This window comes from Flexivirga endophytica, assembly GCF_014640635.1.
Lineage (GTDB): Bacteria > Actinomycetota > Actinomycetes > Actinomycetales > Dermatophilaceae > Flexivirga > Flexivirga endophytica.
Genome location: NZ_BMHI01000003.1, coordinates 81,104 through 106,487 on the forward strand (window position 1 = coordinate 81,104; position 25,384 = coordinate 106,487).

The 25,384-nt window shown below is 67.6% G+C and carries 26 protein-coding genes and 1 riboswitch; of the genes, 5 read left to right on the forward strand and 21 right to left on the reverse strand.

From position 1 onward, the window contains the following. Nucleotide 1: 1 nt before the first annotated feature. The 14 genes from pepN to IEX71_RS09030 all read right to left on the reverse strand — a co-directional run bounded on the left by pepN (nt 2) and on the right by IEX71_RS09030 (nt 14,005). Nucleotides 2-2,539, reverse strand: a complete 2,538-nt coding sequence (gene pepN, locus IEX71_RS08965; protein ID WP_188836689.1) for an aminopeptidase N — start codon at nt 2,537-2,539, stop codon at nt 2-4. Between the two features lie 110 nt (nt 2,540-2,649). Beyond that, nucleotides 2,650-3,537 carry a zinc metalloprotease HtpX gene (htpX, locus tag IEX71_RS08970; RefSeq protein ID WP_188836690.1) on the reverse strand — a complete coding sequence of 296 codons (888 nt, stop codon included), beginning with the start codon at nt 3,535-3,537 and terminating at the stop codon, nt 2,650-2,652. Nucleotides 3,538-3,601: 64 nt separating this feature from the next. Then, on the reverse strand, nt 3,602-5,050 hold the full coding sequence (locus tag IEX71_RS08975) for an NADH-quinone oxidoreductase subunit N (protein WP_188836691.1): 1,449 nt from the start codon (nt 5,048-5,050) through the stop codon (nt 3,602-3,604). Beyond that, complete coding sequence (locus IEX71_RS08980; protein WP_188836692.1) at nt 5,047-6,549, reverse strand: complex I subunit 4 family protein; 1,503 nt, start codon at nt 6,547-6,549, stop codon at nt 5,047-5,049. The genes IEX71_RS08975 and IEX71_RS08980 overlap by 4 nt, the downstream gene beginning before the upstream one ends. Further along, nucleotides 6,543-8,576: an NADH-quinone oxidoreductase subunit 5 family protein gene (locus IEX71_RS08985; RefSeq protein WP_229749669.1), complete on the reverse strand. Its 2,034-nt coding sequence runs from the start codon at nt 8,574-8,576 to the stop codon at nt 6,543-6,545. Before IEX71_RS08985 ends, IEX71_RS08980 begins: the two co-directional genes overlap by 7 nt. Beyond that, nucleotides 8,576-8,881, reverse strand: a complete 306-nt coding sequence (gene nuoK, locus IEX71_RS08990) for an NADH-quinone oxidoreductase subunit NuoK (RefSeq protein ID WP_188836694.1) — start codon at nt 8,879-8,881, stop codon at nt 8,576-8,578. The genes IEX71_RS08985 and nuoK overlap by 1 nt, the downstream gene beginning before the upstream one ends. Then, nucleotides 8,878-9,408, reverse strand: a complete 531-nt coding sequence (locus IEX71_RS08995; protein ID WP_188836695.1) for an NADH-quinone oxidoreductase subunit J family protein — start codon at nt 9,406-9,408, stop codon at nt 8,878-8,880. Before IEX71_RS08995 ends, nuoK begins: the two co-directional genes overlap by 4 nt. Further along, a complete protein-coding gene (locus IEX71_RS09000; RefSeq protein WP_188836696.1) occupies nt 9,405-9,950 on the reverse strand; it encodes a NuoI/complex I 23 kDa subunit family protein in 546 nt (181 codons plus the stop codon). Before IEX71_RS09000 ends, IEX71_RS08995 begins: the two co-directional genes overlap by 4 nt. After that, nucleotides 9,947-10,909 (reverse strand): complex I subunit 1/NuoH family protein, encoded by a 963-nt coding sequence (locus tag IEX71_RS09005; protein ID WP_188836697.1) that lies wholly within the window; start codon nt 10,907-10,909, stop codon nt 9,947-9,949. The genes IEX71_RS09000 and IEX71_RS09005 overlap by 4 nt, the downstream gene beginning before the upstream one ends. Beyond that, complete coding sequence (locus IEX71_RS09010; protein ID WP_188836698.1) at nt 10,910-11,449, reverse strand: NADH-quinone oxidoreductase subunit C; 540 nt, start codon at nt 11,447-11,449, stop codon at nt 10,910-10,912. Beyond that, complete coding sequence (locus tag IEX71_RS09015; protein ID WP_308420966.1) at nt 11,446-12,039, reverse strand: NADH-quinone oxidoreductase subunit B; 594 nt, start codon at nt 12,037-12,039, stop codon at nt 11,446-11,448. The genes IEX71_RS09010 and IEX71_RS09015 overlap by 4 nt, the downstream gene beginning before the upstream one ends. Next, on the reverse strand, nt 12,036-12,428 hold the full coding sequence (locus IEX71_RS09020) for an NADH-quinone oxidoreductase subunit A (protein WP_444542664.1): 393 nt from the start codon (nt 12,426-12,428) through the stop codon (nt 12,036-12,038). The genes IEX71_RS09015 and IEX71_RS09020 overlap by 4 nt, the downstream gene beginning before the upstream one ends. A gap of 207 nt (nt 12,429-12,635) precedes the next feature. Beyond that, a complete protein-coding gene (locus tag IEX71_RS09025) occupies nt 12,636-13,508 on the reverse strand; it encodes an SGNH/GDSL hydrolase family protein (protein WP_188836699.1) in 873 nt (290 codons plus the stop codon). Between the two features lie 92 nt (nt 13,509-13,600). After that, nucleotides 13,601-14,005, reverse strand: coding sequence for an NUDIX hydrolase (locus IEX71_RS09030; RefSeq protein ID WP_188836700.1), 405 nt, complete (start codon nt 14,003-14,005; stop codon nt 13,601-13,603). 58 nt (nt 14,006-14,063) lie between these two features. Here IEX71_RS09030 and IEX71_RS09035 point away from each other — a divergent pair, with 58 nt between their 5' ends. Next, on the forward strand, nt 14,064-14,420 hold the full coding sequence (locus tag IEX71_RS09035; RefSeq protein ID WP_188836701.1) for a VOC family protein: 357 nt from the start codon (nt 14,064-14,066) through the stop codon (nt 14,418-14,420). A 28-nt stretch (nt 14,421-14,448) separates the two neighbouring features. Here the strand turns inward: IEX71_RS09035 and IEX71_RS09040 are convergent, their stop codons facing one another. From IEX71_RS09040 to IEX71_RS09055, 4 genes are all read right to left on the reverse strand, one after another. Continuing rightward, nucleotides 14,449-15,234: an amino acid ABC transporter ATP-binding protein gene (locus IEX71_RS09040; protein ID WP_188836702.1), complete on the reverse strand. Its 786-nt coding sequence runs from the start codon at nt 15,232-15,234 to the stop codon at nt 14,449-14,451. Continuing rightward, the gene (locus IEX71_RS09045; RefSeq protein ID WP_188836703.1) at nt 15,231-16,169 is read right to left on the reverse strand and encodes an amino acid ABC transporter permease; all 939 of its coding nucleotides are present in this window, start codon (nt 16,167-16,169) and stop codon (nt 15,231-15,233) included. Before IEX71_RS09045 ends, IEX71_RS09040 begins: the two co-directional genes overlap by 4 nt. 61 nt (nt 16,170-16,230) lie before the next feature. Further along, a complete protein-coding gene (locus IEX71_RS09050; RefSeq protein ID WP_188836704.1) occupies nt 16,231-17,196 on the reverse strand; it encodes an ABC transporter substrate-binding protein in 966 nt (321 codons plus the stop codon). Nucleotides 17,197-17,222: 26 nt separating this feature from the next. Next, nucleotides 17,223-18,797 carry an amidohydrolase gene (locus IEX71_RS09055; protein ID WP_188836705.1) on the reverse strand — a complete coding sequence of 525 codons (1,575 nt, stop codon included), beginning with the start codon at nt 18,795-18,797 and terminating at the stop codon, nt 17,223-17,225. Nucleotides 18,798-18,962: 165 nt separating this feature from the next. Here IEX71_RS09055 and IEX71_RS09060 point away from each other — a divergent pair, with 165 nt between their 5' ends. The 4 genes from IEX71_RS09060 to IEX71_RS09075 all read left to right on the forward strand — a co-directional run bounded on the left by IEX71_RS09060 (nt 18,963) and on the right by IEX71_RS09075 (nt 22,884). After that, the gene (locus IEX71_RS09060) at nt 18,963-19,880 is read left to right on the forward strand and encodes a LysR family transcriptional regulator (protein WP_188836706.1); all 918 of its coding nucleotides are present in this window, start codon (nt 18,963-18,965) and stop codon (nt 19,878-19,880) included. 84 nt (nt 19,881-19,964) lie between these two features. Continuing rightward, nucleotides 19,965-20,093: riboswitch (SAM riboswitch) on the forward strand. A 90-nt stretch (nt 20,094-20,183) separates the two neighbouring features. Then, nucleotides 20,184-21,158, forward strand: a complete 975-nt coding sequence (locus IEX71_RS09065) for a MetQ/NlpA family ABC transporter substrate-binding protein (RefSeq protein WP_188836707.1) — start codon at nt 20,184-20,186, stop codon at nt 21,156-21,158. Further along, nucleotides 21,155-22,225: a methionine ABC transporter ATP-binding protein gene (locus IEX71_RS09070; protein ID WP_229749605.1), complete on the forward strand. Its 1,071-nt coding sequence runs from the start codon at nt 21,155-21,157 to the stop codon at nt 22,223-22,225. The genes IEX71_RS09065 and IEX71_RS09070 overlap by 4 nt, the downstream gene beginning before the upstream one ends. After that, nucleotides 22,222-22,884 carry a methionine ABC transporter permease gene (locus tag IEX71_RS09075; RefSeq protein WP_188836708.1) on the forward strand — a complete coding sequence of 221 codons (663 nt, stop codon included), beginning with the start codon at nt 22,222-22,224 and terminating at the stop codon, nt 22,882-22,884. Before IEX71_RS09070 ends, IEX71_RS09075 begins: the two co-directional genes overlap by 4 nt. Nucleotides 22,885-22,887: 3 nt before the next feature. Here IEX71_RS09075 and IEX71_RS09080 read toward each other — a convergent pair whose 3' ends face one another. The 3 genes from IEX71_RS09080 to IEX71_RS09090 all read right to left on the reverse strand — a co-directional run bounded on the left by IEX71_RS09080 (nt 22,888) and on the right by IEX71_RS09090 (nt 25,339). Further along, nucleotides 22,888-23,685 carry an isocitrate lyase/PEP mutase family protein gene (locus IEX71_RS09080; RefSeq protein ID WP_188836709.1) on the reverse strand — a complete coding sequence of 266 codons (798 nt, stop codon included), beginning with the start codon at nt 23,683-23,685 and terminating at the stop codon, nt 22,888-22,890. Between the two features lie 81 nt (nt 23,686-23,766). After that, nucleotides 23,767-24,843: a DNA polymerase IV gene (locus IEX71_RS09085; RefSeq protein ID WP_188836710.1), complete on the reverse strand. Its 1,077-nt coding sequence runs from the start codon at nt 24,841-24,843 to the stop codon at nt 23,767-23,769. Nucleotides 24,844-24,895: 52 nt separating this feature from the next. Beyond that, nucleotides 24,896-25,339, reverse strand: coding sequence for a carboxymuconolactone decarboxylase family protein (locus IEX71_RS09090; protein ID WP_229749606.1), 444 nt, complete (start codon nt 25,337-25,339; stop codon nt 24,896-24,898). Nucleotides 25,340-25,384: the final 45 nt, after the last annotated feature.

The following is a 25,384-nucleotide window of genomic DNA, read 5'->3' on the forward strand; positions in this document are numbered from 1 at the left end:
CTCAACCTTCCGTGGTCGGGTGCTTCGAAGCTGCGGTGGAGTAGCGGTCCTGGGCGACCAGGGCACGGTCCAACCGGTCGAGGGAGTCGGCCAGTGCCCGGCGGACGCCGGCCGTGTTGTCCGAGGAGTCGATAGCCGTCCGGGCCGCGTCCGCGACCGCACGCTCGACGACGCGGTGTGGGAAGGCCATCAGCACGAACTTCTCGGCGGCCATGTCGCCGAACTTCTTCGGAACGATTGGTAATGCGGCGAAGAACTGATCGACGTAGGACCGCAGGAGCTCGGCGGCGGCGTTCTCGCCATACCCCGCGAAGAAGCCCTGCGCGATCGCGAGACCTTCGTAGTTGGACAGGTCCACGGTGCCGAAGAGCTGATCCCAGGCCCAGGTCTTCGCCTCCTCGGTCGGCAGCGCGGCCCGCGAGCGCAGCGTCGCCAGATGACCGCTGAGGCTCTCATCGGCCGCGGCGGCCCGGTCCACGTCGGCGCTCGCGATCTGGCCGAGCTCGGCCTGCCGCGCCACCACTGCCCAGCTGAAGTCCTGGTCACCCGCGGCGGCCGCGGGCCGATCGACGTCCGAAGCCCACTGGGACAACAGGTTCGCGTCGGTGCTGGTCGCTGCCACGAGCCGAGCCGCGGTCAGCGCTGACGGCGACGTCCCGTCCACGGATGCGAGCCGTCGTCGGCCGGCGTCCTGCAGCACGGCAGACGCGTCTGCCGAATCGGCATGCGGCACCAGGCGGTAGGGGTAGAGCGTCCGGACGCGCCCGGACAACGTGTCGCTCAACGACGGCACCGGCTCCTGGGGCCAGGCGGCACCGAACGCCTCGACGACGCGGATCGGATCGATGCGCCCGGTGTCCGCTCCGCTGAGCAGCGCCGACCAGATCGCCAGCCGAGTCAACGGATCCTCGCTCGCGGCCAGCTCCTCGACCACCGAGTCGAGTGACCGTTCGTCGAGCAGGCTCGTCGCCCAGGTCAGGTCGGAAACGTTGGGCAGCAACAGTTTCGGCCGCGGTGCCCCGGCCAGCTCAGTCAGCGTCGTGCGTGTCGTATCACTCTGCACGCTGACCCGCCGCTCTTCGTGGCCATCGCTGATCGCACCGATCTCGAGCACGTGCGGCCGTCCGCCCGCCCCGCCCTCCGGCGGGGTCACGACCAGCTCTGCACGCTCGATCACACCGTCCCGCTCGTGCACGTCCACGCTGATCTCGTCGACACCGGAGCTGCGCAGCCAAGCTTCGGTCCACTCGGTCAGCGACCGGCCGCTCGCAGCTTCGACCGCACCGAGGAAGTCGGACATCGTTGCGTTGCCGAAACTGTTGTCGGTCAAGTGCTTTCGGACCCCGGCGATGAACGCGTCGTCGCCGACATACGCAGCTAGCTGACGCAGCGCGGAGGCACCCTTGGCGTAGGAGATGCCGTCGAAGTTGGTCAGCGCCGACTCGGCGTCCGGCGCCGATGCCCCCGCGATCGGATGTGTCGACGGGCTGCGGTCCACGCCGTAGCCCCACGTCTTGCGGGAGATGCCGAAGTCGACCCACGCCTCGGTGTATTGCGTGGCCTCCGCGGTGGTCCGGTGCGCCATGTATTCGGCGAACGACTCGTTGAGCCACAGGTCGTCCCACCACTGCATGGTGACCAGGTCGCCGAACCACATGTGTGCCATCTCGTGGGCGATCGTGTTGGCGCGCGTGAGCAGTTCGGTCCGAGTGTGGGCACCGCGGAAGACGTAGTCGTCGCGCAGCGTGACACAGCCGGGGTTCTCCATCGCGCCGGCGTTGAACTCCGGCACGAAGAACTGGTCGTATTTGCCCCAGGGATAGCGGATCCCGAAGAGCCGGTGGTAGTAGTCGAAGGACTGTTTGGTGACCTCGAAGATGTCGTCACGCTGCTCGGCGAGCTGCTTCGCCAACGAAGCACGGACGTAGATGCCCAGCGGGATGCCGTCGTGTTCGTCGGTCTCGACGGCATACGGGCCGGCACAGATCGTCACGAAGTATGTCGACAGCGGTGGCGTCGTCGCCAGGGTCCATTCGCCGGGCGCAGTCCGCTCCGCCGCACCGTTGCCGGCGACGATCCAGTCATGTGGCGCGCGCACTCGCACGTCATACGGCGCCTTGAGGTCCGGCTGGTCGAAGCAGGCGAAGATCGACGGCCCCGCGTCGAGGAACGACATGCCGTAGACGTAGTGGCGCCCATCGGCGGGGTCGACCGCACGATGCAGACCCTCGCCGTCCTGCCGGTAACGCATCACGCTGACCACTCGAACGGTGTTGTGCGGGGCCAGCCCGGCCATCGTCACCCGGCGGTCGGCGACCGTCGCCGGGTCGATGTCCTCACCGTTCAGGGTGATGGAGATGACCGAGACGGCCTCCAGGTCCAGGAACGTCGACGCGCCGGGCTCGCGGCAGTCGAAGCCGATCGTCACCTCGGACCCGAACGTCTCCGCGCCCTGATCCAGGTCGAGTGCGACGTCGTAGGAGGTGAGGTCGATCAGATCGGCACGTGCCTCTGCCTCGGTGCGCAGCAATGAACCCATGAGTTCAGCCTTTCATGGCACGTGCCTCGCGAAATGCTTGATCGGAGGAACTCGGGGTCCCCGCGAAGTGTTCGGAGGAGCGGAGCGTGGGAGAAACTTTGTGGGGTGAGTCAGCGCGGACCGGAGATCTGCCGACCGTATGCCTGATCCTCCAGCCGCTGGATGCGCTGCTCGGTCGGCGGGTGGGTCGACATCAGCCGCGAAACATCCTGTGCCCGGAAGGGATTGGCGATCATCATGTGGCTCGCGTTGACGACCTTGGGCTCCGGCGCGAGCGGGGTCCGCGCCGTGCCGGTCTCGAGCTTGCGCAGCGCGGAGGCGAGCGCCAGCGGGTCGCCGGTGAGTGCGGAGCCGTCCTCGTCGGCGTCGTATTCGCGGGTGCGGCTGATGGCCATCTGGATCAGGCTCGCGGCAACCGGCGCGAGGAACGCCATGGCCAGCATCGCGAGCGGGTTGGGCCGGTCGTCGTCGTTGCTGCCACCGCCGCCGAACATCCCGAACCACATCATCATCTGTGCAACCGAGGTGATGATGCCCGCGAGCGCCGCGGCGATCGACGAGGTCAGGATGTCGCGGTTGTAGACGTGCATCAGCTCGTGCCCGAGGACACCACGCAGCTCGCGCTCGTCGAGCAGGTCGAGGATGCCCTGCGTGCAGCAGACTGCCGCGTGCTGGGGGCTGCGGCCGGTGGCGAACGCGTTGGGTGCGTCCGTGGGCGAGATGTAGAGGTTGGGCATGGGCTTGCCGGCCTTGGTCGACAGCTCCCGGACGATGCGGTACATCGCCGGTGCCTCCATCTCGCTGACCGGGTAGGCACGCATCGCCTTGATGGCCAGCTTGTCGGAGTTCCAGTAGCTGTATGCCGTGGTCGCGACACCGATCAGCGCGAAGATCCAGATGTAGCGGCCACCGGCCACCAGCCCACCGATGGCGAGCAGCACGACCCAGATGCCGCCGAAGAGCGCGGCGGTCTTCAGGCCGTTGAAGTGACGGTGCATACCGGAGAAACGTCCATGACCTGCGGGTTTGTTCCGGCAGCCGTCCTCGTGATCTTTCCGGTCGTCAGCGGCCGACGAGTTGCAGCAGCGAGTGCGGCGCGATGCTCGTCACGACCAGCGCGAGTGCGCCGACGATCACCAGGGTCTGGTGCACCGGGTGCAGCGCCTCGGGGTTGTCGGGGTCCTTGCGTGCGCCGAAGAGGATCCGCAACCAGCGGAGGTAGACGGCGACGCCGAGCATGGCGTTGATCGCCGCGATGATCGCCAGCACCCAGAGCCGGCTGCCAGCGACGGGCCCGATCGCGGCGACCTTGGCCACCAGGCCGATCACCGCGGGCGGCAGGCCCATCAGAGTCAGCAGCGCCAGCGCGAGGGTCACCGCGAGGAGGGGCCGGCGCTGCAGCAGTCCCCCGTATGACGACAGGCGTGTCGCGTGCTCGCGTCCGTCGGCGTGGGCCAGCGCGGTCACGACGATGAACGCGACCAGGGTGGCGACGGCATACACGATCAGGTAGGCGGCGGCCGAGCGCACGGCGCGGGAGGACACGGTTGCTAGCGGCAGCACGACCCAGCCGGCCTGCGACACGGTCGACCAGGCCAGGAAGCGGAGTGTCTTCTTCTCCCGCAACGCCATCAGGTTGCCGAGCGTCATCGACAACGCCGACAGCACCCCGATCGCGGCGAGCGCGGAGGTGCCGAGCACGGTCACCCCGCGGAAGATGACCAGCAGGGCGGCGAGCGCGGCGACCTTGGAGGTGACGGCCAGGAAGGCGCCGATCGGCACGGAGGCACCGCCGAACGCCTCGGGCGTCCAGGCGTGGAACGGCACGAGCGAGATCTTGAACGCCAGGCCCGCCACGATGAACACGACTGCGAGCACGAGGATCCGGCGCGAGTCGGGGTCGTTGGAGGCGTGCAGCACGGCGTCGCCGGAGAACAGCGCGGACCCGGTCGCGGCGAACCACAGCGCGGCGCCCATGGCGGTGATGGCGAAGCTCACCAGTGACGTCGTCAGCAAGGCCAGGGCACCGTCGACGGCGGCGCGGCGGGCGCGCAATGCCACCAGAGCGATGGCTGGCAGGGTCGCAAGCTCGAGCATCACCAGCCAGGATCCGAGGTCACGGGCGGCGACCACACCGGTCGCGCCGGCGGTCGCGGCGAGCACGAGGGTCGCCTGCACGGCGGCCCGCTCGGCCGGCACGCGGATCGGCAACGCCAGCAGTGCGACGACGGCACCACTGACCAGCGCGGTCAGTTGCAGGCCGACGCCGACGTGGTCGACGGCATACAGGCAGGTGTTGGGTGGCAGGCACAGCGTGCGTCGCGGGTTGTCGGCCGAGGGCAGCGTGCCCGGCACCGCGGCGGCCGCACCGGCGAGGAGCAACACCGCGGCGATCGCCCAGTGCACCCGGCCGAGGCGGGGCGCGACGGCGTCGATCACCAGCAGCAGGACGCTTCCGATGGCCGGGAAGAGGACGGGTGCCAGGAGCAGCCAGTCGTAGGTCAGCTTCATCGGCCGATCACCGCCATCAGCTGGTCCACGGCACCGGAGGTGGTCTGCAGCAGGATCAGCGGTATGACGCCGAGCACGATCGTCGCAGCACTCAGCACGGAGGTGACCAGCCATTCGTTGCCGCGGGCGTCGCCGGCCGGCTCGGGCTCCGGTGGCAAACCGCCCTCGGCGGGACCGTGCCAGACGATCCGCAGCACGCGCAGCGCGTAGCCCGCGGCCAGCACGGCGCCGAGCGAGGCGAACATCGCCAGCACCCGGAACCAACCGGTCGGTCGGTCACCACCCGGTGTCCACGCTCCGAAGATCGCCAGCACCTCTCCCCAGAATCCGGCCAGGCCGGGTAGTCCCATCGATGCCGCGAAGCCGATCACCAGCGCGAGGCTGAGCCGCGGCGACACGTCACGCAGCGAGCGCCGCGCTGTGTCCAGGTCGTCGTCGCCCCAACGGTGCTTGAGCCCGCCGACGACGGCGAAGAGCAGCGCGGAGATGACGCCGTGTGCGATGTTCGCGAAGAGCGCCGCCTGCAACCCGATGGTCGTGCCACTCATCAATCCGAGCAGCACGAAACCCATGTGCGCGACGGACGACCAGGCGACGAGTCGCTTCAGGCTGCGCTCGACGAGGCAGACCAGACCGCCCCAGATGATGCCGATGACCGCGCAGGTGCCGACGTATGGCGCCAGGCGCTCGACACCGTCCGGCAGTGGCGCGACGACCAGCCGGACCACACCGTAGGTGCCCATCTTCAGCAGCACCGCGGCGAGCAGGATCGACCCGGCCGTCGGTGCGACGGTGTGCGCTCGCGGCAGCCAGGAGTGCAGCGGCCACATCGGCACCTTGATGCCGAGACCGATCAGCAGCAGGGCCGCGACGGCCGTCTGTTTCCCGGGCGACATCGGGTTCGCGGCGAGGCCGGCCAGGTCGGTGGTGCCGGCCGCGAACGACATGGTCAGGATGCCGACCAGCATCAGCGTGGAGCCGAGCACTGTGTAGAGCACGAACGTGCCTGCGGCGCGGGCGCGTTCGCGCGGATCACGTCGATCGCCGAACCGGTTGATGAGAACCCACATCGGCACCAGCACCACCTCGAACGCGAGGAAGAAGCTGATCGCGTCCTGCACCAGGAACGTGGCGATGCCACCGCCGATCACCAGCAGCAGACAGCCGAAGAACGTCGCCGGCGTGCCGCCGGCGGGCTGCTCGTGCCGGGCGTGCAGCACGACGAGGACTCCGACGGCCGCGGTCATCAGCAGCAGCGGGACGCTGATGCCGTCGACCGCGAGGTGCAGTCGCATGCCGACCTCGGGGACCCACTGCCGGTCGAGCACGGGCCGGTCGTAGGCGACGACGATCGAGGCGAGCAACGACGCGAGCATCGCGACGAGCGACACGATGTATGCGGTGTGCCGGCTCACCGACCGGATGCTGCGGTCGCCGACGACCAGCGCGAGGCCGGCGACGACGGGTGCCAGCGGAGCGGCGAAGAGCGCTGCTACCACAGGATGACTCCCATCAGGCCGACCGCGACGAGTCCGACGGACACCGCCACCAGGCCACTCGTGGGGCGGTGGGTGTGCAGGCGGTCGGCGCGGCGGACGACGGTCGCGGACAGTGCCGGGAGTCGTTGCACGCCTCTGTCCAGCACGTCGTCGAGACGTGAAACCGCCTGTGCGAGAGCGACGATCGAGCGGCCGAAGGCGACATACAGGCTGTCGACGGCGAAGCCTCGGGAGGCCGAGGCACGCACGAAGAGCGGCACTCGGGCGGCCGCGTCGCCGTAGACGGTGCCCACGGACATCAGCCGCACGAGGAGCCCGACCGCGCCCATCAGCAACAGCGAGGCGCCGATCAGCCAGACGTTGGGGTGTTTCCAGTCGACGTCGAGCATCGGCGACAGGACCAGCAGGCCACCGACCACGGACAGCAGCGCGAGCAGCTGGAGTCCGAATCGCGCTCCGCCACCCGGCTGTTGGTCGGCGAGCTCGAGGTCGTCCGGCAGCTCGATGGGCGCGGTGCGGTCGGTCGGGCGGCCGTGGATGTCGACCTGGGGCAGGTCGGTCAGCATCTCGACGATGCCGACGTCCTGCACGTCGTAGCTGTCCTCGACCCACTCGCGCACCTGCACCCGCTGGCTGCCGGTGCGGTGGATCAGGATCAGCCACATCCGCATCGTGTATGCCGCGGTGAGCAGCACGACACAGATCAGCGCGGCGAACGCGATCCGGGCGGTGAAGTCGCCGTCGATGCCGCGCCGGGCGGCCTCGTCGACGATGAGGTCTTTGGACACGAAACCGACCAGCGGCGGCACACCAGCGAGCGCGAGGAGGCCGATGCCGACCATCCGTCGCGCTTCGGGATGCTTGCTGAGCGCTCCGGACAACCGCTCGACGGTGGTGCCGCTGACGACCACCGACAGCCACCCGATCATGAGGAACAGCAACGCCTTGAACATCGCGTGCGACAGCAGGTGGGCGATGCCGAGGTCCGCGGTCTGATCGGCCGAGACGACGGCGAGGCCGAGCAGCATCAGCCCGACCTGGGAGACGGTGGACCAGGCGAGCAGCCGCTTGAGGTCATGCTGCAGGAAGGCGAGCACACCGGCACCGACCATCGAGATCGAGGCGACCAGGGCGAGCACGACGCGGGCGGTGTCGGACAACTCCAGCAAGGTCACCAGCTTGCCGAGCACCACGGTGCCGGCGGCGACCATCGTCGCGGCGTGGATGAGTGCCGACGCGGGGGTCGGGCCTTCCATCGCATCGGGCAGCCAGTCCTGGAAGGGCACCTGTGCGGACTTGCCGGCGACCGCACAGATCAGGCAGAGCAGCGCGGCGGTGAGCGCGGTGCCGTGGGCGTCGGCTGCGGCCGACCAGTGGCGGAGGATGGCGTCGATGCCGGTGCTGTGTGCGCCGAGGGAGAGGATCGCCAGGCCGATCACCAGAGGCGCATCGGCGATGCGGGTCACGATGAACGCCTTGTATGCCGCCCGCCGCGCCTTTGGCCGTTCGGACTCGTGGCCGATGAGCAGGTAGGAGCACCAGCCCATCAACTCCCAGCCGACCAGGATCAGCAGCACGTCGCCGGAGAGGACCACCAGCTCCATCGCAGCGGTGAACAGGCCCACGGCGGAAGCGAACTGGCGGTAGCGCGGGTCGCTGTAGAGGTACCAGCGGGTGAACAGCTGAACCGCCCAGGACACCAGTCCGACGGCGACCGCGACCAGCACCGACAGCCGGTCGACCTGCAGGTGCAGCGGCACGTCGATACCCGGGCCGAGCGGCAGTTCGCCGATGCTGTCGGGGCTGATCACGGCACCGCCACGGGTCTGCTGCACGAGCAGCGCGACGGCTGCAGCCAGGCCGAGGAAACTGAACAGCCCGGCGATCGCGAACGCGTGCGAGCTGCGCCGGGTCACCAGGAGGATCAGGACCGGGATCGCGACCTGCAGGACCACGGCGAGGTGGCTGGGCTGGAGGGGGAAGTCGAGTGCCAAGGTGCTGGTGTCGAACCGGCCGTCGGTAAGCATCACTCGCGCTCACCCGCCTGCGCCATGTCGATGTTGCCGCGGGCGCGGAAGACCGCGAGGATCACGCCGAGCGCAACGGCGATCTCGGCGGCGGCGATCGTGATGACGAAGATCGTCATCACCTGCCCGGCGCGCATCGCGTCCGATGTCAGTGATCCCACGGTGACGAAGAGCAGGCCCGCGGCAGCGAGCATCAGCTCGACGCCGATCAGCACCAGCACGGCATTGCGGCGGGCGAGGACGCCATACAGGCCGATACCGAAGAGCAGCCCGACGACGATCATCGGCAGCGCGGAGTGGATCACTTCACGGCTCCCCTCGCAGTGTCACGCCGCCCGATCGGCAGGCGTGCCAACGCAAGTGCGGCGATCAGGGCGACCAGCAGCAGGGCCGACAGCAGCTCGAACGGCCATACCCAGGTGCCGAAGAGCCGCGTCGCGAGCGCGTGGGTGGTGCCGCCGTCGACACGCTTCTTGTCGTTGCCGAACGCGCTGATCAGCACCGTCGCGAGCAGTGCCGCGGTGGCGGCACCGACCACCAGGGCCGCGGCGCGCTGCATCAGTGGTGTGTCGTGCTCGTGGCTGCGGCCGATGGGTGCGCGGGTGAGCATCAGCGCGAAGAGCACGAGGATGACCACGGCGCCGACGTAGACGAGAAGCTGCACCAGTGCGACGAATTCGGCACCCAGGACGAAGTAACACCCGGACAGGGCCACCAGGCTGACGATCAGCCAGAGCGCCGAGTGGATCAGGTGCTTGGTGCTGACCGCGAGCAGTGCGGAGGCGACGCTGATGGCACCGGCGATGGTGAACAGCACGTCGTATGTCGTCACGAACTCCCCCCGAAGTTCTCCTCCGCTTCGCTCCCCCGATACTTCGCGGGGACCCCGGATCCATGTCCAGGGCTCTCTGAAAGCCCGCTGTCGACGTGCGCCGGCGGCGGCACGGTCGGCATCCACTCGCCGAGCTTGTCCTTCTCGTGCAACAGGTTCCGGATGTCGCCGTCGGCGTATTCGAACTCCGGGCTCCAGAAGAGCGCGTCGAAGGGACACACATCGATGCAGATCCCGCAGTACATGCACAGGCTGAAGTCGATCGCGAACCGGTCGAGCATGTTGTGCTGCCGGGCGCGGCCGCCTTCGGTCTCCGGCGGGGTTGTCTCCTTGTGGGAGTCGATGTAGATGCACCAGTCGGGGCACTCGCGTGCGCAGAGCATGCAGGAGGTGCAATTCTCCTCCAGCAGTGCGATGACGCCACGGCTGCGCTGCGGTAGCTCGGGCTGCACGTGCGGGTACTGCTGGGTGTGGGCGTGCGTGACCATCGTGCGACCCGTGGTCGCCATACCCTTCGCGAGGCCTGTGAGGAATTTACTCATTGAGACGTCACCACCACTCCCACTGCCGTTATTGCGAGCTGCAGCAACGCGATCGGGACAAGGCCGAGCCAGGCGACGCGCTGCAGTTGGTCCTCGCGCAGCCGAGGCCACGCGACGCGGATCCAGATGATCAGGAAGGAGAAGATGCCGCCCTTGATCAGCACCCAGAGCCAGCCGATGGCGTGGTCGAAGGGGCCGGTCCAGCCGCCGAGCCAGAGCGTGGCCAGCAGGAACGACATCACGACGATGCCGGCGTATTCGGCGAGCAGGAAGAGCGCGAAGCGCAGCCCGGTGTATTCGGTGTAGGGGCCCATCACCAGCTCGGAGTCGGCGACCGGCATGTCGAACGGCGGGCGTTGCAACTCGGCCGTTGCAGCGACAAGGAAAACGAGCGCTCCGGGCAGCTGCCAGATCAGCCACCACGGGTTCCAGGCGTGGGCGATGCCGACCAGTGACAGCGACCCGGCCGCGATGGCGAACGAGGCGCTGACCAGGATCAGCGGCAGCTCGTAGGACACCAACTGCGCCGCGGTCCGCATGCCGCCGAGCAGCGAGTACTTGTTGCCGCTGGACCAGCCGGCCATCAGCGTGCCGACCGTGCCGATGCCGCTGACCGCGAGCACCCAGATCAGGCTGCCGGGGACGTTCGCGCCGAAGAAGTGCGGCCCGAACGGGATGACCGCGAGCGCGAACAGGTAGGACACGATGCCCAGCGCGGGGGCGACCCGGAAGACGCTCTTGTCCGCGGCGAGCGGGACGACGTCCTCCTTCTGCGCGAACTTCACACCATCGGCGATCAGCTGCGCCCAGCCGTGGAAACCGCCGGCCTCCATCGGACCGAGGCGACCTTGCATGTGCGCCATCACCTTGTGCTCGGTCTGCCCGACCAGCAGCGGCAGCACGAGGAACGCCGCCAGGACGCAGGCCGACCGCAGCACGATCTCGAGGAAGTCACTCATCTACCGGGGACCCCAGGACTCGTCGGGGACGCCGGGCGGCTGCATCCGGCGACGGGGTGCACGGGCCGGTTTACCGTCCGTGCCGCCTCCCCCGGGCTCCTTCGCGCCGGGCCACGGCTTGCTCGCGCGGGCCACCAGGACGAACGACTTGCGCAGCGGGTGGCCGTCGAAACCGTCCGGCAGCAACAGTTTCCGCAGCTTGCCGTGGTTGGCGTCGGTATAGCCGTCGAAGCCGATGCCGAACATCTCGTGCGTCTCACGCTCGTGCCAGGCGGCGCCGGTCCAGAGGCCGGTGCAGCTCGGAATCGTGTCGCCGTCGGCGATCCTGGCCCGCACCAGGGTCTCGCGGAGGGCGCCGGGTGTGACGTCATACAGGTGCACGACGACGTCGAAGCCGGGTGTCTCGTCGGCATCGGTCTCGTCGACCGCGGTGAGGAAGTCGAAGAAGCCGAAGCCTTCGCCGCGCAGGCGCTCCAGGGTGCTCAGCCAGTCCCCGGGCTCACATGTGACGGCGGGGACCTCGTAGGTCTCGTCGGTCACGCCGTCTTCTCCTTGGCGGGCGGCGCGACGAGTGGGCGGCTCACCTCGGCGGCGGAGGCCTTGCGACCGGCATACCCGCCGAGCTTGGCACGCAGCCCCTTGGTCTGCAGCCGCTCGTCGGCGATCTGCTGCTGGAGCACCTGGATGCCGTGCAGCAGCGCCTCGGGACGCGGCGGGCAACCGGGCACGTAGACGTCGACCGGGATCAGCTGGTCGACGCCCTTCGTGACGCAGTAGGAGTCCCAGTAGGGACCGCCGGAGTTGCTGCAGGCGCCGAAGCTGATGACGTATTTGGGCTCGGGCATCTGGTCGTAGAGCCGTCGCACGGCGGGTGCCATCTTGTCGGTCACGGTGCCCGACACGACCATCAGATCGGCCTGGCGGGGCCCGGGCGCGAAGGGGATGACGCCGAGCCGGATGAAGTCGTGGCGAGCCATCGAGGCGGCGATGAATTCGATGGCACAGCAGGCCAATCCGAAGTTGAAGACCCACAGCGAGTAGCGGCGCCCCCAGTTGAGGACGATGCGCATCGGCTTCGGCGCGACGGCCTGGCCGACGCCGACACGGGGCATGGGCAGGTCAGTGGTCACTGGTCCGCTCCTTCCGGTGCGTCCTCGCGGTCGGCCCAGGTGAGCATCCCGCGGCGGGCTGCGTGCAGCAGGCCGACGAGCACGACCGCGATGAAGATCGCCATCTCGACGAGGCTGGCGACGCCCAGGTCATGGTCACGCAGGACCAGGGCCCACGGGAAGAGGTAGACGGCGTCGACCGCGAAGACGACATACAGGAACGCGTAGGTGATGTAGCGGAAGTGGTTCTGGGCCCAGCCGCCGGTGGCCGGATCGACGCCCGACTCGTAGGTCGTCAGCTTCGCCAGACTGGGCGCGCGGGGCGCCAACAGCCGCCGGGAGGCCATCGCGGCAACGAAAAGCACTGCTCCGGCGACACCGACGCCGAGCAGCACCAAGTAACCGGTCACTCCCGTGGACACCCGGAGAGCCTAACCAGCAGGGGGCCCGCGGTGGGTGAGGCGCTCCCAGAATGGACGGTACATCCGGGTCGCCGGCGCCGTTTCGGGCTCCGCGAGCGCGCCGAGAGGTCGACGGATGTCGTGAGAGCGCTCGCTCACAGCATCAAGGGTCCTCTCGGCGACCGCTGGAGACCGCCAGGGATACGCAGTCTCCGCTCAGAGGCCGAGTCGGGCGATGTACTGGTCGGCGTATGCCTTCTCACCTGCGGCGTTCGGGTGCACCGGCACGTAGTTCGTGCCCCCGATCGCGGGCTCGACCCAGCGGGTACCGACCGGCTTGCAGGCGTCGTGACCGACGGTCGGGGCGGACATGTCAACGTAGGTGACACCCGATTCGGCTGCGGCGCGCTGCACCGCGCTGTTGAGCGTCGCCTCGATCGAGTTGACGTAGGCGACGTCTCCGGAGGCGATGGGCATCACGGCGAAGCAACTCGAGTTGTCCGCCGGCATCACGTGCGGGTAGCCGGCGATCGCGACTCGGGCGTTCGGCGCCTTGGCCCGCACGGACTTCAGCGCGGCGACGAGGTTCGGGTAGGTGGAGTTGTTGATGCTGTTGGCGAAGCTGTCGCCATACAAGGCCTTGCAGGGACTGCCGAAGCCGAGCGTCGCCATACCCGCACTGCCACAGGCAGCGATCATGCTGACGAACGTGTTGTTGTCGTTGCCGCCGATCGTCATGGTGACCAGATCGGTGGAGGTGCTGAGCGCGTTGAGTTGCGGTGCCACGACACCGAACTGTTTTCCCGCGAAGTCACCGGTGGTCGCGCCGCCGCACGACACATCGGTCAGCGCGAAGCTCTTGGCCGCGGCGATGACGTGCGCGGAGTTCAGCGACGACTGGGTGCACAGGGGCGTGGCGTCCGAGAGCGGAAGGATGCCGGAGCCGGCGCTGTAGCTGTCGCCCATGGCGACGTAGTTGAGCGGCGCCGGGGATGCCGTGGCCGCCGGCGCGGCCAGTCCAGCGGATACGACAACGCCTGCTGCGATTGCGACAGCGGCCCGACGACGTTGGTGGCTCAAGGCATTCACGGGTCATCCGATCATTCGAGGGTTGTGACGCACGTCACGCAGGGGCAACTGTGGAGCACAAGTTACCGACTGGTCAAGACCCTCGGTGTCAATCAGCTCCCGGCACGCAAGGCTGGGAAAACGCTGAGCGCGAGCAGTGGCGCAAGGTCGACCGGTGCTTCGCAAGACAAGTCCGCCCAGCGCAGTTCGGCGATCTCGGCGGCAGGATCCGCCACCGGCACATAGGCGTGCTCGTACACGGTCGCGGTGACCGTGTGACCGGGCTCGTTGGCAGCGTCCGAGGCGAACGTGCCGACCAGGCGCAGGTCCGCTGCATGCACCTGTATGTCGAGTTCCTCGCCGACTTCTCGCACGGCCGCATCGATGGCGCGCTCCCCCGGCTCCAGTTTGCCGCCGGGGAACATGAACTTCGTGGTGCCGGTCTTGCGGACCGTCAGCACACGGCCTTCCGGGTCACGGAAGACGACTGCGCTGACGACGATCTCCGAACCGGGCACGACCTGAGGCTACCGAGCCACCGGGCATAGGAAGCGCGCGAGTTCCGTTGGCCCACTCATGTCGAACGCCTCCTCCAACATCATCGATGTCCTTGCCCGCGTCTTCGTCGACGACCTGGACGAAGCGCTGCCGTACTACGAGGCGCTGACCGGGTCGACCGCGCAGCGGTTCGGTTTCCGCGACGTGGAACTGGCTCGTGTCGGGCATTTCCTGCTGCTCGCCGGCAACACCGCGTCCTACCGTGATCGAGTGGCCACGGTGGAGGTGGCCGATCTGTCGCCGGTCCTTCAGGCGGTGGACGCTGAGGGCGGTGCGGTTGTCGAGGGCCCGACCGGTGGACCCAACGGCCGCCGCCTCATCGCAAAGCACCCGGACGGCGCCGTCTTCGAATACATCGAGGCGAGAACCGAATAGCGAGTCAACGCGAGGTCGAGTCAGGGGCTCACCGAACGCTGGCCAGGAAATTCCTGGTGCGTTCGTGCTGCGGGTCGTCCAGCACGTCGCGAGCGCGCCCGTGCTCGATGATCACCCCGTCGGCGAACATCGACAGCGTGTCACCCACCTCCCGGGCGAAGCCGATCTCGTGGGTGACGACAACCATCGTCATACCGTCCTCGGCCAGTGCCTTCATCACCACCAGCACCTCGTCGACCAACTCGGGGTCAAGCGCGGACGTCGGCTCGTCGAAGAGCATCACCTTCGGGTGCATCGCGAGCGCACGGGCGATCGCGACGCGCTGCTGCTGACCGCCGGACAACTGGTGCGGCTTCTTGTGGGCGTGCTCGGACAGGCCGACCCGCTCCAGTTGGGCGACCGCTTCGTCGTGCGCCACCTTCTTGGATCGCCCGGCGACCTGCACCTGCGCGCACATGACGTTCTCAATCACGCTCTGGTGCGCGAAGAGGTTGAAGCGCTGGAACACCATGCCGATGTCGGTGCGGAACGTCGCGAATCGCTTTGCGCTCCAAGGGTGATACTTGCCGTTGCCGAGCTCGAAACCGACCTGCTGGTCGAGCACGCGCAGGCTGCCCTGCTCGACCGTCTCGAGGCCGTTGATGCAGCGCAGGAAGGTCGACTTCCCGGACCCGGACGGCCCCACGATGCAGGCGACCTCCCCGGCGTCCACCTCGAGGTCGACCCCGCGCAGGACTTCGACGTCGCCGAAGCCCATCCGGACCTGATCGGCGATGACGACGGACGTGTCAAGACGCTCACTTCGTTCGCTCATGCCAGGACTCCTGCCGTGGGTGCGGTCTGCTTGCGGAGCAGCCGATCGGCGACGCCGCCCTTGCGGACCATGCGGACCGCGTCGGAGCCGTAGCGCCGTTCGAGGCGGGACTGCAGCAACGTGGCGATCGCGGTCATCACCATGTACCAGACGCTCGCGACGATCAGCAGCTCGATGATCTGGTTGTTCTGCTTGTAGATCTGGCTGGCGTTGGTCATCAGGTCATGCCCGGCGACGACATACACCAGGGAAGTCGTCTTCAGCATCGAGATGAACTCGTTGCCGGTCGGCGGGATGATGATCCGTAGGGCCTGGGGCAGCACGATGACACGCATCCGCTTGGCCGGCGTCATACCGAGTGCGTATGCCGCCTCCGACTGACCCGGGTCGACCGCCTGGATCCCGGCCCGGACCGTCTCGGCGAAGTAGGCCGCGAGGTTGAGTCCGAGACCCAGCATGGCTGCGGTGAAGCCGGTCATCACCGCATTGGTGTCCCAATAGACGCCGGTCTCGGTGAAGGGGATCTTGACGATCAGGATCGGGAAGAGGAAGGCGAGGTTGTACCAGAAGATCAGCTGCACCAGCAGTGGCGTTCCCCGGAAGAAGCCGATGTAACCCGTTGCTGTCCAACGCAATACCGGGTTATGAGCCAGCTTCATGACGGCCAGCACGACACCGAGCACGAGCCCCAGCACGGTGGCCAGGATGGAGATCTCGATCGTCACCCAGATGCCGTCGATGATGCGCTTGTCGAAGAGGTAGTCCCCCACGATCGACCAGTCGAGCCGCGGGTTGGCGACGATCTCCCAGAGCAACCACGCGACGACGGCCAGCACGACGATGCCGGCCACCCAGCGCCATACGTGCTTCGGCCGGGCGACTGCGATCTCGCGGCCGTCAACCGGGTGGGCGATCGGTGCGGTTCGGACGCTCATTCCGGGGTCCTCGCGAAGTATCGGAGGAGCGGAGCGGGGGAGAACTTCGTGGGGTGGTCTCTCATTCTGAGCCACCGTTGATGGTCGCCTTCTTCACGGCCAACTCCTTCATGTTGTATGCCGCAAGGATCTGGTGATACTTCCCGTTGGCGATCAGCTTGTTCAGCGCACCCTGGACCGCCGAGATCAGTTTCTTCTCAGCGGGATTCATCGCGATGCCCCACAGGCTCTCGGTGCCTTTAAGGGGGACGACATCGAGCTTCTGTTTCGGGTCGGCGGCGTGGCTGGCAGCGACCACGTAGTCGGTGATGTTGGTGTTCGCGCGGCCGCTCTTGAGTGCCAGCAGCGCATCCTGGTCACCGGTGAATCGCAGGATCTTGATCTTCCTCTTGCCCGCCTTCACGCAGTCCTTGTTGTAACCCTCGGCGACCGCGAGCGACGACCCGTTGTCGACCACTGAGACGGTCCGTCCGCACAGGTCACTCGGACCGCTGAGTCGGTCCGGGTTGCCCTTGCGCACCTGCATCGCGGCGCCCGCCTGGACGTAGTCGACGAACGACACCTTCTGCTGGCGTTCCTTGGTGTCCGACATCGACGACATGACGATGTCGTAGCGGCCGGTGAGGACGCCGGGGATCTGCGCATTGAAGTCGGCGTCGTTGATGGTGATCTTCAGTCCAAGCACGCGCGCGATCGCCCAGCCGATCGACGGGTCGACACCGATGATCGTGGACCCGTCCGACGCGAACAGTTCCATGGGCGGGTAGCCCTGCGAGGTGCTGAACTGCAGGCCGTTCTTGCGCACGGAGGTCGGCACCAGCTTGGCCAACTTCTTGTCCGGTGCGATCGAATTGATCGTCTTCGCAGACGGATCCAGCTTCGACGCGTCCTGCGACGTCAGCGCTGTCGCGGCGGCGGCCTCGGACTTGTGCAGGTCGCTGAGCGGCCGTGCACCGCAGCCCGCGACCAGGACCGCACCTGCGAGCACCGCCGATACGCAGGCGGCGAGACGTCGTGGACTGGTCATCGAAGCTCCTTCTGCTGGATGCTGCTTCATCGCTGCCATCGGACGGCACCGCCCACCACGGTGGTGAGCACTTCGGTGCCACGAAGTTCGGCTGCGGATGCCTCGACCGGATCGGTGTCGACGGCGATGAAGTCGGCTAGTCGTCCTGGTGTGAGCAGGCCCTTGTGTTGTTCCTGCCCTGCGGCGTATGCCGATCCGAGCGTGTAGGCGGTGATCGCGTCACCGATGCCCAGCCGTTGCTCGGGCTGCCACCCGCCGGCCGGCGTGCCGTCGGGCCGCGCTCGGGTGACCGCGGCATACAGACCGTGGAACGGGTTCGGGTCCTCGACGGGAGCGTCCGAACCGAATGCGAGTGGTGCACCCGCGTTGAGCAGGTCACGCCAGGCGTATGACGCAACGTCACGGTCACCGAGCAGTTCTTCGACCAGGTCGATGTCGCTCGTGCAGTGAGTGGGCTGCATGGAGGCCACGACTCCGAGCGCGGCCATCCGATGGATGTCGTCGGGACGCAGATGCTGCGCGTGCTCGATCCGGTGCCGCAGCCCGCTCCCGCCGGCGGCGACCTGCTCGTAGGCGTCGAGCACCAACTGGGCGGCCCGGTCACCGATCGCATGGGTTGCGACGGCGATGCCGGCCGCGTCGGCGAGGAATACCAAGCGCAGCATCTCCTGCGCGGAAGTGACTGCCATGCCATGGTTCTCGGTGCCGGCGAACGGTTGGGTCAGGTGGCAGCTGTGCGACCCGAGGGCACCGTCGCTGAAGAGCTTCACCGGACCGGTGCTGACCCAGTCGTCGCCGTCGCCGGTCTTGCGTCCCTGCTCGATCGCGGTCTCCAGCGCCCCGACGGGGATGGCCTTGTGCACGCGAATGCCCAAGCGACCCTGGTCGCGCAGTGCGAGGTATGCCGCACGCACACTCTCGCCGTCGATGTCGTGGATGCTGGTGAGTCCGACGCTGTGCAGCACCTGCTGCACGGCGAGGAGTCGCTCCGGAAGGTCCGCTCGGGACGACCGACGCGCGAGCTCGCGGAACTGCGCGATCGCCGATTCCCGCACGATGCCGGTGAATTCGCCCCGGTCGTCGCGGTCGTAGGCGCCTCCTGCCGGGTCGGACGTCGTCCGGTCGATGCCGGCGATGCGCAGCGCCGCTGAGTTGATCCAGGCGCTGTGTCCGTCCACGCTGTCGAGGACGGCGGGCCGGTCTCCCAGCAGGGCGTCGAGGGCTGCACGAGTCGGCCGGCCCCGTCCCGTCCAGCGGTTGGCATCCCACCGCCCGCCGGAAACCCATTCGCCTGCAGGCAGATTCGCGGTAAATGCGGCGATCCGGCGCAGGGCTTCGTCGAGATCGTGGGCACCGCGCAGGTCGACGGTGGTGAGGCTCTCGGCCAGGTTCTCGGTGTGCAGGTGGGCGTCATACATGCCCGGCAGCACACACGCGCCCTCGAGGTCGACCAGCTCGGCGCCCGCACCGACGACGGCTCGCACTTCGGCTTCGCCACCCACCGCGACAATGCGGCCGGCCTCGGTCGCGATCGCCGTCGCCGTAGCTCCGCCGGGCACACCGGTCCGGATCCGGGCGTGACGAAAGACCTGCACGGGCATCAGTGATCCTCTTGCTCATCGACGGCATGGGGTAGGTCGATGCCGGGACGCTCCGGCGAATCGACGTGGAACTGCTTTAAGTTGGGCATGACTGTATGAGCTCGGTCACACTCTGAGAAGACCCGTGGACACGACGATCGGGCCAGCTGAGCCTAAGGAGATCTGATGCTTCGACCGGAGCACCTGCTGACCCTGCGCGAAGTCCTGCGCTTCGGGTCCTTCGCGCAGGCGGCGAACCGCCTGGGCTACACCTCGTCGGCCGTCTCCCAGCAGATGTCCGCGCTCGAACGCGAGATGGGCGTGGAGCTCTTCCACCGCTCTGCGCGATCGATCGTGCCCACGGAGGCGGCGCACATGCTGGCACGGCACTCCAACGTCGTGCTGACCGAGATCGACCGGCTGGTCGCGGCAGCCGATCAGGTGCGCAACCAGTCGGCGGAAGTGACCCGGTTCGGCTGTTTTCCCAGCTTCGCGACGTGGGGACTGCCGCCACTGCTCAACCGCCTGGAGCCCGCGGCGCGCGATGGGCTGCGACTGGTGATCGGCGAACCATCCGCACTCTTGGGTCAATTGGGGGCGAAGGGCGACCTCGACGTGGTCGTCGTCTATCAGGTAGGGCAGAGCGGGCTGTCCTGGCCGTCGTCGCTGCGACGTCATTGGCTGGCCGAGGATCCCTTCGTGGTGGCCTACCCCGCCGACTGGCCGGCACCCGTTGCGCCATACGCGATCGAGCAGTTCCTGGACCTGCCATGGATCCTCAATGTGCCGGGCACCGGCGACGCCGCCATGACGGACGCAGTCTTCGCCCGGATGGGGATGCGACCCCAGGTGGCGGCCTACTGCGACGACCTGACCGCCACGTTGACCATGGTGGCGTCCGGGCTGGGGGCGGCGCCCGTCCCGCGCCTGGGCGTCAGCGCAGCGCTCCCGGACGGCGTGCTCACCCTGCGTGCGCCGTGGCTGAACCTGAGTCGCAGCATCTTCGCCCTGGTTCCGGCCGACCGGGACACGGCCGCGGTGACGGAACTGCTGCGAGCGATGGAGAGCGCCATACGGGAGACGCCGGTCCGGCACGGCGGCTGAGCGAGGTCACGTGATGCAACTCACAACTACGTAGCGTCACTACACGTTTTGACTTATCCAGTAACGCGGACTTATGTTTGACGAAGTCACGAGACCCAGCGACAAGCCCTGGCTTGCTGGGCGGCAACCCTCACGCACGTGGCGGGGTGCCCCAGGTGAATGACTAGGCCGCAGTGTGAGATTGACCGATCCGCAGTGTGGCAAGCACGGCAGTACCCCGTTGTTCGCCCGACGCCGATCGCGTGGGGCGACCTGAGCACGGCCGGGCGCATTCGTCATACCAGCGACCCCTGAGGACCAGCGATGTCAGCGAACACCCCACCCGACCTGTCGAGCGGCGCCTCCCTCCCGGAGCGACCCACTCTCCCGCCGCGCCCGGGGCGTCCGCGCCGGACCTGGCTCGGCGCCGCCGCACTGGCGCTGATCATCGGCGCCGGCGGAGGCTTCGCGGTCGGGCGGGCGACGGCGAGTGACGCGTCGTCGGGCACGAAGGTCACCACCGTCAGGATCGGGGTCACCGATGCGGACCAGGACTACTGGCCGGTGCTGAAGAAGCTCGCCCGGGAGCACGGCATCAAGATCGAGACCGTCAACTTCTCCGACTACACACAGGCGAATCCTGCTGTCGCCCAAGGACAGTTGGACCTCAATCTCTTCCAGCACCTCGTCTTCCTGGCCGGCTACAACAAGCAGGCGCATCAGACCCTGACGCCGGTCGGATCGACGTATGTCGTGCCGCTCGGCCTCTACTCGAAGAAGCACACGTCGTTGAGTCAGATCCCCGACGGTGCCGACATCGCGATCCCGAACGACGCGACCAACCAGGCACGAGCCCTGCTGGTGCTGCAGAAGGCCGGCCTGGTGAAGCTCAAGGACGGCGGCAACATCGTGTCGACACCCGCGGACATCGACAAGGGTGCTTCCAAGGTGAAGGTGACCCCGGTCGACGCGTCCCAGACGGTCACCTCGCTGTCATCGGTGGACGGAGCGGTCGTCAACAACGACTTCGCGCTCGATGGTCACCTCGACCCGAAGAAGGCGCTCTACTCGGACGATCCGAAGTCGGCGACCGCACAGCCCTACACGAACGTGATCGTGTCCCGGGCGGCCGACAAGGACAACCCGACGTATGCCGAGATCGTGAAGCTCTATCACGACCCGCGTGTGGAGAAACTTGTCGTTGCCGAGTCCAAGAACACCAGCGTGCCGGTGGTCAAACCTGCCGCCGAGTTGCGCAAGCTGCTCAAGGGATACGAGAAGACGGTGACCGGGAAGTGACCGCACCACTGGCGAAAAGCACTGGCGAGGCGGTAGTTCCACCAGACACGCTTGTCCGGCTCGAGTCCGTCTCCAAGGTCTTCGGCAAGGACGATGAGGGCCACCGCGCACTCGACGATGTCGACCTGGAGATCCGCCGCGGCGAGATCTTCGCAGTCATCGGCTACTCCGGCGCCGGCAAGAGCACCCTGGTCCGGCTCATCAACGGCCTGGAACAGACCACGTCCGGCACGGTCACCGTGGACGGAGTCGACATCACCCGCTTGCGGGGAAAACCGCTGCGCGCCATACGTCGTCGCATCGGCATGGTGTTCCAGCAGTTCAACCTGATGCGCTCGCGCACTGTCTTCGGGAACGTCGCGTACCCCCTGCAGCTCGCAGGTCTGGGTCGCGCCGAGCAGGAGGACCGGGTCGCGGAACTGCTGTCCTTCGTCGGCCTCCTCGACAAGGCGTGGACCTACCCGGAGGAACTGTCCGGCGGGCAGAAGCAGCGGGTCGGCATCGCACGGGCGCTGGCGTCGGACCCCGATCTACTGCTCGCCGACGAGTCGACCTCGGCCCTCGACCCCGAGACGACTCGCGAGGTGCTGGCCCTGCTGCGACGGGTCAACGAGGAGCTCGGCATCACCATCGTGGTGATCACGCACGAAATGGACGTGGTGCGTGCGATCGCCGACCGCGTTGCGGTGCTGGACTCGGGGCGCGTCGTCGAAACCGGGAGCGTGCGCGACATACTCGGTGCACCGCAGTCCGAAACGACGCAGCGGTTCGTTGCGGCCACGGTCGGGAACCGGCCGAATGCTGACCGTTTGCAACAGCTTCGCGAGGCGTATGACGACACCCTCGTCACCGTCACGGTGACCGACGAGCGTGCATTGGGTTCGGTGCTCAGCGCTGCCGCCAGGAGGCACGGCGTCGACTTCGAGATCGTGTATGGCGGCATCACCGACCTCAAGCACGAGTCGATCGGCTCCTTCACGCTGGCGCTGCGTGGACCCGACACCGGGGTGCTCGCGACGGTCGATGCGTTGAGTGCCGCTGGGACCGTGGAAGGGGCGACCGCATGACCACCGACTGGTCGACACTCTGGCCCACCTTCCAGACAGCCATCTGGCAGACGCTGCTGATGGCGGTCGTGACCATCCTCATCGGTGGCATCCTCGGACTCATCCTCGGCGTCGCGCTGTTCACGACACGTGGCGGCGGGCTGATGGAGAACCGCGCGGTCAACACGGTGCTCAACGTGCTGGTCAACATCGTGCGCCCGATCCCGTTCATCATCTTCGTAACCGCGATCGCACCGCTGACTTTGCAGGCGATGGGGTCGACGATCGGGACCAAGGCTGTCCTCTTCCCGCTCGTCATCGCCGCGACGTTCGGAGTGTCCCGCATCGTCGAACAGTCTCTGGTCTCAGTGGATCCCGGAGTCATCGAAGCCGCGGAGGCGATGGGCGCCGGCCCGTGGCAGATCGTTCGATCCGTGCTGGTGCCCGAGGCACTCGGTCCATTGATCCTGGGCTATACGTTCATCTTCGTGGCGGTCGTCGACATGACTGCGATCGCCGGCGCTGTCGGTGGCGATGGACTCGGTGACTTCGCAATCACGTACGGGTACCACCGGTTCGACTGGGCAGTTACCTGGATCGCCGTGGCCGTCATCATCGCGCTCGTCCAGCTCGCGCAGTTCGGCGGGAATGCGTTGGCGCGCAAGGCTCTTCGCCGGTAACTGTTACGCGAACAGTCCGTTCATCTCACCCCAGCTTCGCGGCCCCGCCAGTTCGTCATACGTCCCGTGCTCGAGCAGTTCGCGGGTAGCCCGCTCGATGTGGCCGAAGATCGCGCCGGCCAGGGATGACCCGGCGGACACCCGCCGCGCTCCGGCCTCCTTCAGTGCAGGGACGGCTGGAGCGCCAGGGCCGGTCAGGATGTTGACCGGGGCGTCGATCGCGGCGGTGAGTCGCGCGACTTCCTCGAGATCGGTCACGCCGGGCACGAAGATGCCGCTCGCGCCAGCACCGAGGTATGCCACCGCACGCGCCACGGTGCCTTCGAAGTCGGCCGCGCCGAGGAGGTAGCTGTCGGTGCGGGCGTTGAGGTAGAGGTTCACGCCTGCTGCATCGGCCGCTTCACGGACCACCCGCACCCGATCGGCCGCCTCCTCGACGGGACGGAGCGCACCGGAGAGCGCGTCCTCGAGGTTGACTCCCACGGCACCGGCCTCGATCACCAGACGTGTCGTCTCGGCGAGATCCGCTGCGCTGTCGCCGAATCCGCTTTCGACGTCACACGACACCGGCACGGTGGCGACCGCGCAGATCCGTTGCAGGTGCTCCAGCATCAGGCCACGGTCCAGCATGTTGCCGTCCCGGGTGCCCAGGGACCACGCGACCGCTGCACTCGAGGTCGCGAGCGCTTTGGCGCCGGCGTGCTCGATGACCGCTGCGGAGGCAGCGTCCCAGCAGTTGGGGAGCACCAGGAGGTCGCCGTGGAGAGCGTGGAAGGCGGCTGCGCGTTCGGTCTGAATCATGGAGCCAACGTTAGAAGGGACGCCCTTCTCGCGCTCGCGGGTTTCCGACATGGATGATCTCGACAGTCGACCCGCATCCCGTCACGGGCCCCCACGGCGGCCATGCGTGCGCGGGGCGTCATACCCGCCCTCGGGCGGCACCATCTCGCCCCGGACACCGAGGAGCCGCACCGGGCGTTCATCGGAAAGCTTGGTGTAGAGGGCGAATGCGGTGTCGGCGATGACCGCCGAATCGTATGTCGGCTCCGGCAGCTTGCGCACGCGTGTGAAGGTGAAGAACGGTGCGAAGCGGATCTTCAGGTGCACTCGTTGGCACGGTCGTCCCTCCTGGCGCATGTCCTTCTCGACCAGGACGGCGAGCTCACCGATCGCCTCGCGGATCTCGTCGGGTGTGGTGAGGTCCTGCTGGTAGGTGGTCTCGTGTCCGTGTGCTCGCGCGACCCACGGTGTGTCGTCCACGACAGCACTGCCGGAGCCGCGGCCGAGCCGCCCGATGTGCGGACCGGTGTTGGGTCCGAACTCGGCGGCAAGGACGTCGTCCGCGGTGACGGCGAGCTCGTTCACGGTGCGAATGCCGTGTGCCTCGAGTCGTTTCGAGGTCTGACTGCCGATACCCCACAGTGCCTTGACCGGTCGGTCGCCCATCACTTCGAGCCAGTTGTCCCTGGTCAGCTGGAAGACGCCGCGCGGTTTGCCCAGGTCCGTCGCCACCTTGGCGCGGATCTTGGTGTCGCCGACACCGACGCTGCAATGCAGGCCGGTCGCGTCGAAGACGGCGCGCCGCACCGTTTGCGCGGTCTCCATCGGCTCATCGGTGTCGATGCCGACAAACGCTTCGTCCCAACCCAACAACTCGACGACGGCGCCCGGGAAATCTCGGAGCGTCTGCATCACCTTTGCCGAAACAGCTTCGTAGACAGGGAAATCGACCGGCAGGAAGACGGCGTCCGGGCAGCGGCGGGCCGCGATCTTGAGCGCCATACCCGAGCGGATACCGAACTCGCGCGCCTCGTAGGACGCTGTCGAGACGACAGCCCGCTCGGTCGGATCGCCACGCCCACCGACCACGACCGGCTTGCCCGCGAGCTCCGGATGACGCTGGATCTCGACGGCAGCAAGGAATTGATCCATGTCGACGTGCAGGACCCAGGCCGTCATACAGCTCACCTCACTCGAAGCAAGCCTGCCACGGCACGGTGACCTGTGGCGATCAGCGAGTGCCGGCGAGCTGTCGCGTGGTGACGTTGATCCGGTTGAAGAGATTGGTCGTGGCGATCCACGCCACGAGCGCGGCGAGCGCCTTCTCGTCATACCGGTCGGCCACCTCGTCCCAGACCGCGTCCGGGACGGGGTCGAGGCTGTCGGCGATCCGGGTCATGTGCTCGGCGAGCAACAGCGCGGCGCGCTCGTCGTCGGTGAAGTACGGCGCATCGCGCCAGCCGGCGATCGAGATGAGCCGCTCGTCGCTCTCCCCCGCCTTCTTCGCGTTCTCCATGCCGTACTGCAGGCACCACGAGCAGCCGTTGATCTGGCTCACCCTCAAGTGGACGAGCTCCAGCGTCGCATCCGGCACGCCCTGTCCGTGAACGGATGCGGCCAGCGCTTGAATCCCCTTGATGCCGGAGGGATCGAGCAGGTAGGCAGGGTTCGTCATACGGGGTTCCATCGTGTGCTCCTTGTCCTGATTGGATTGGTTCAC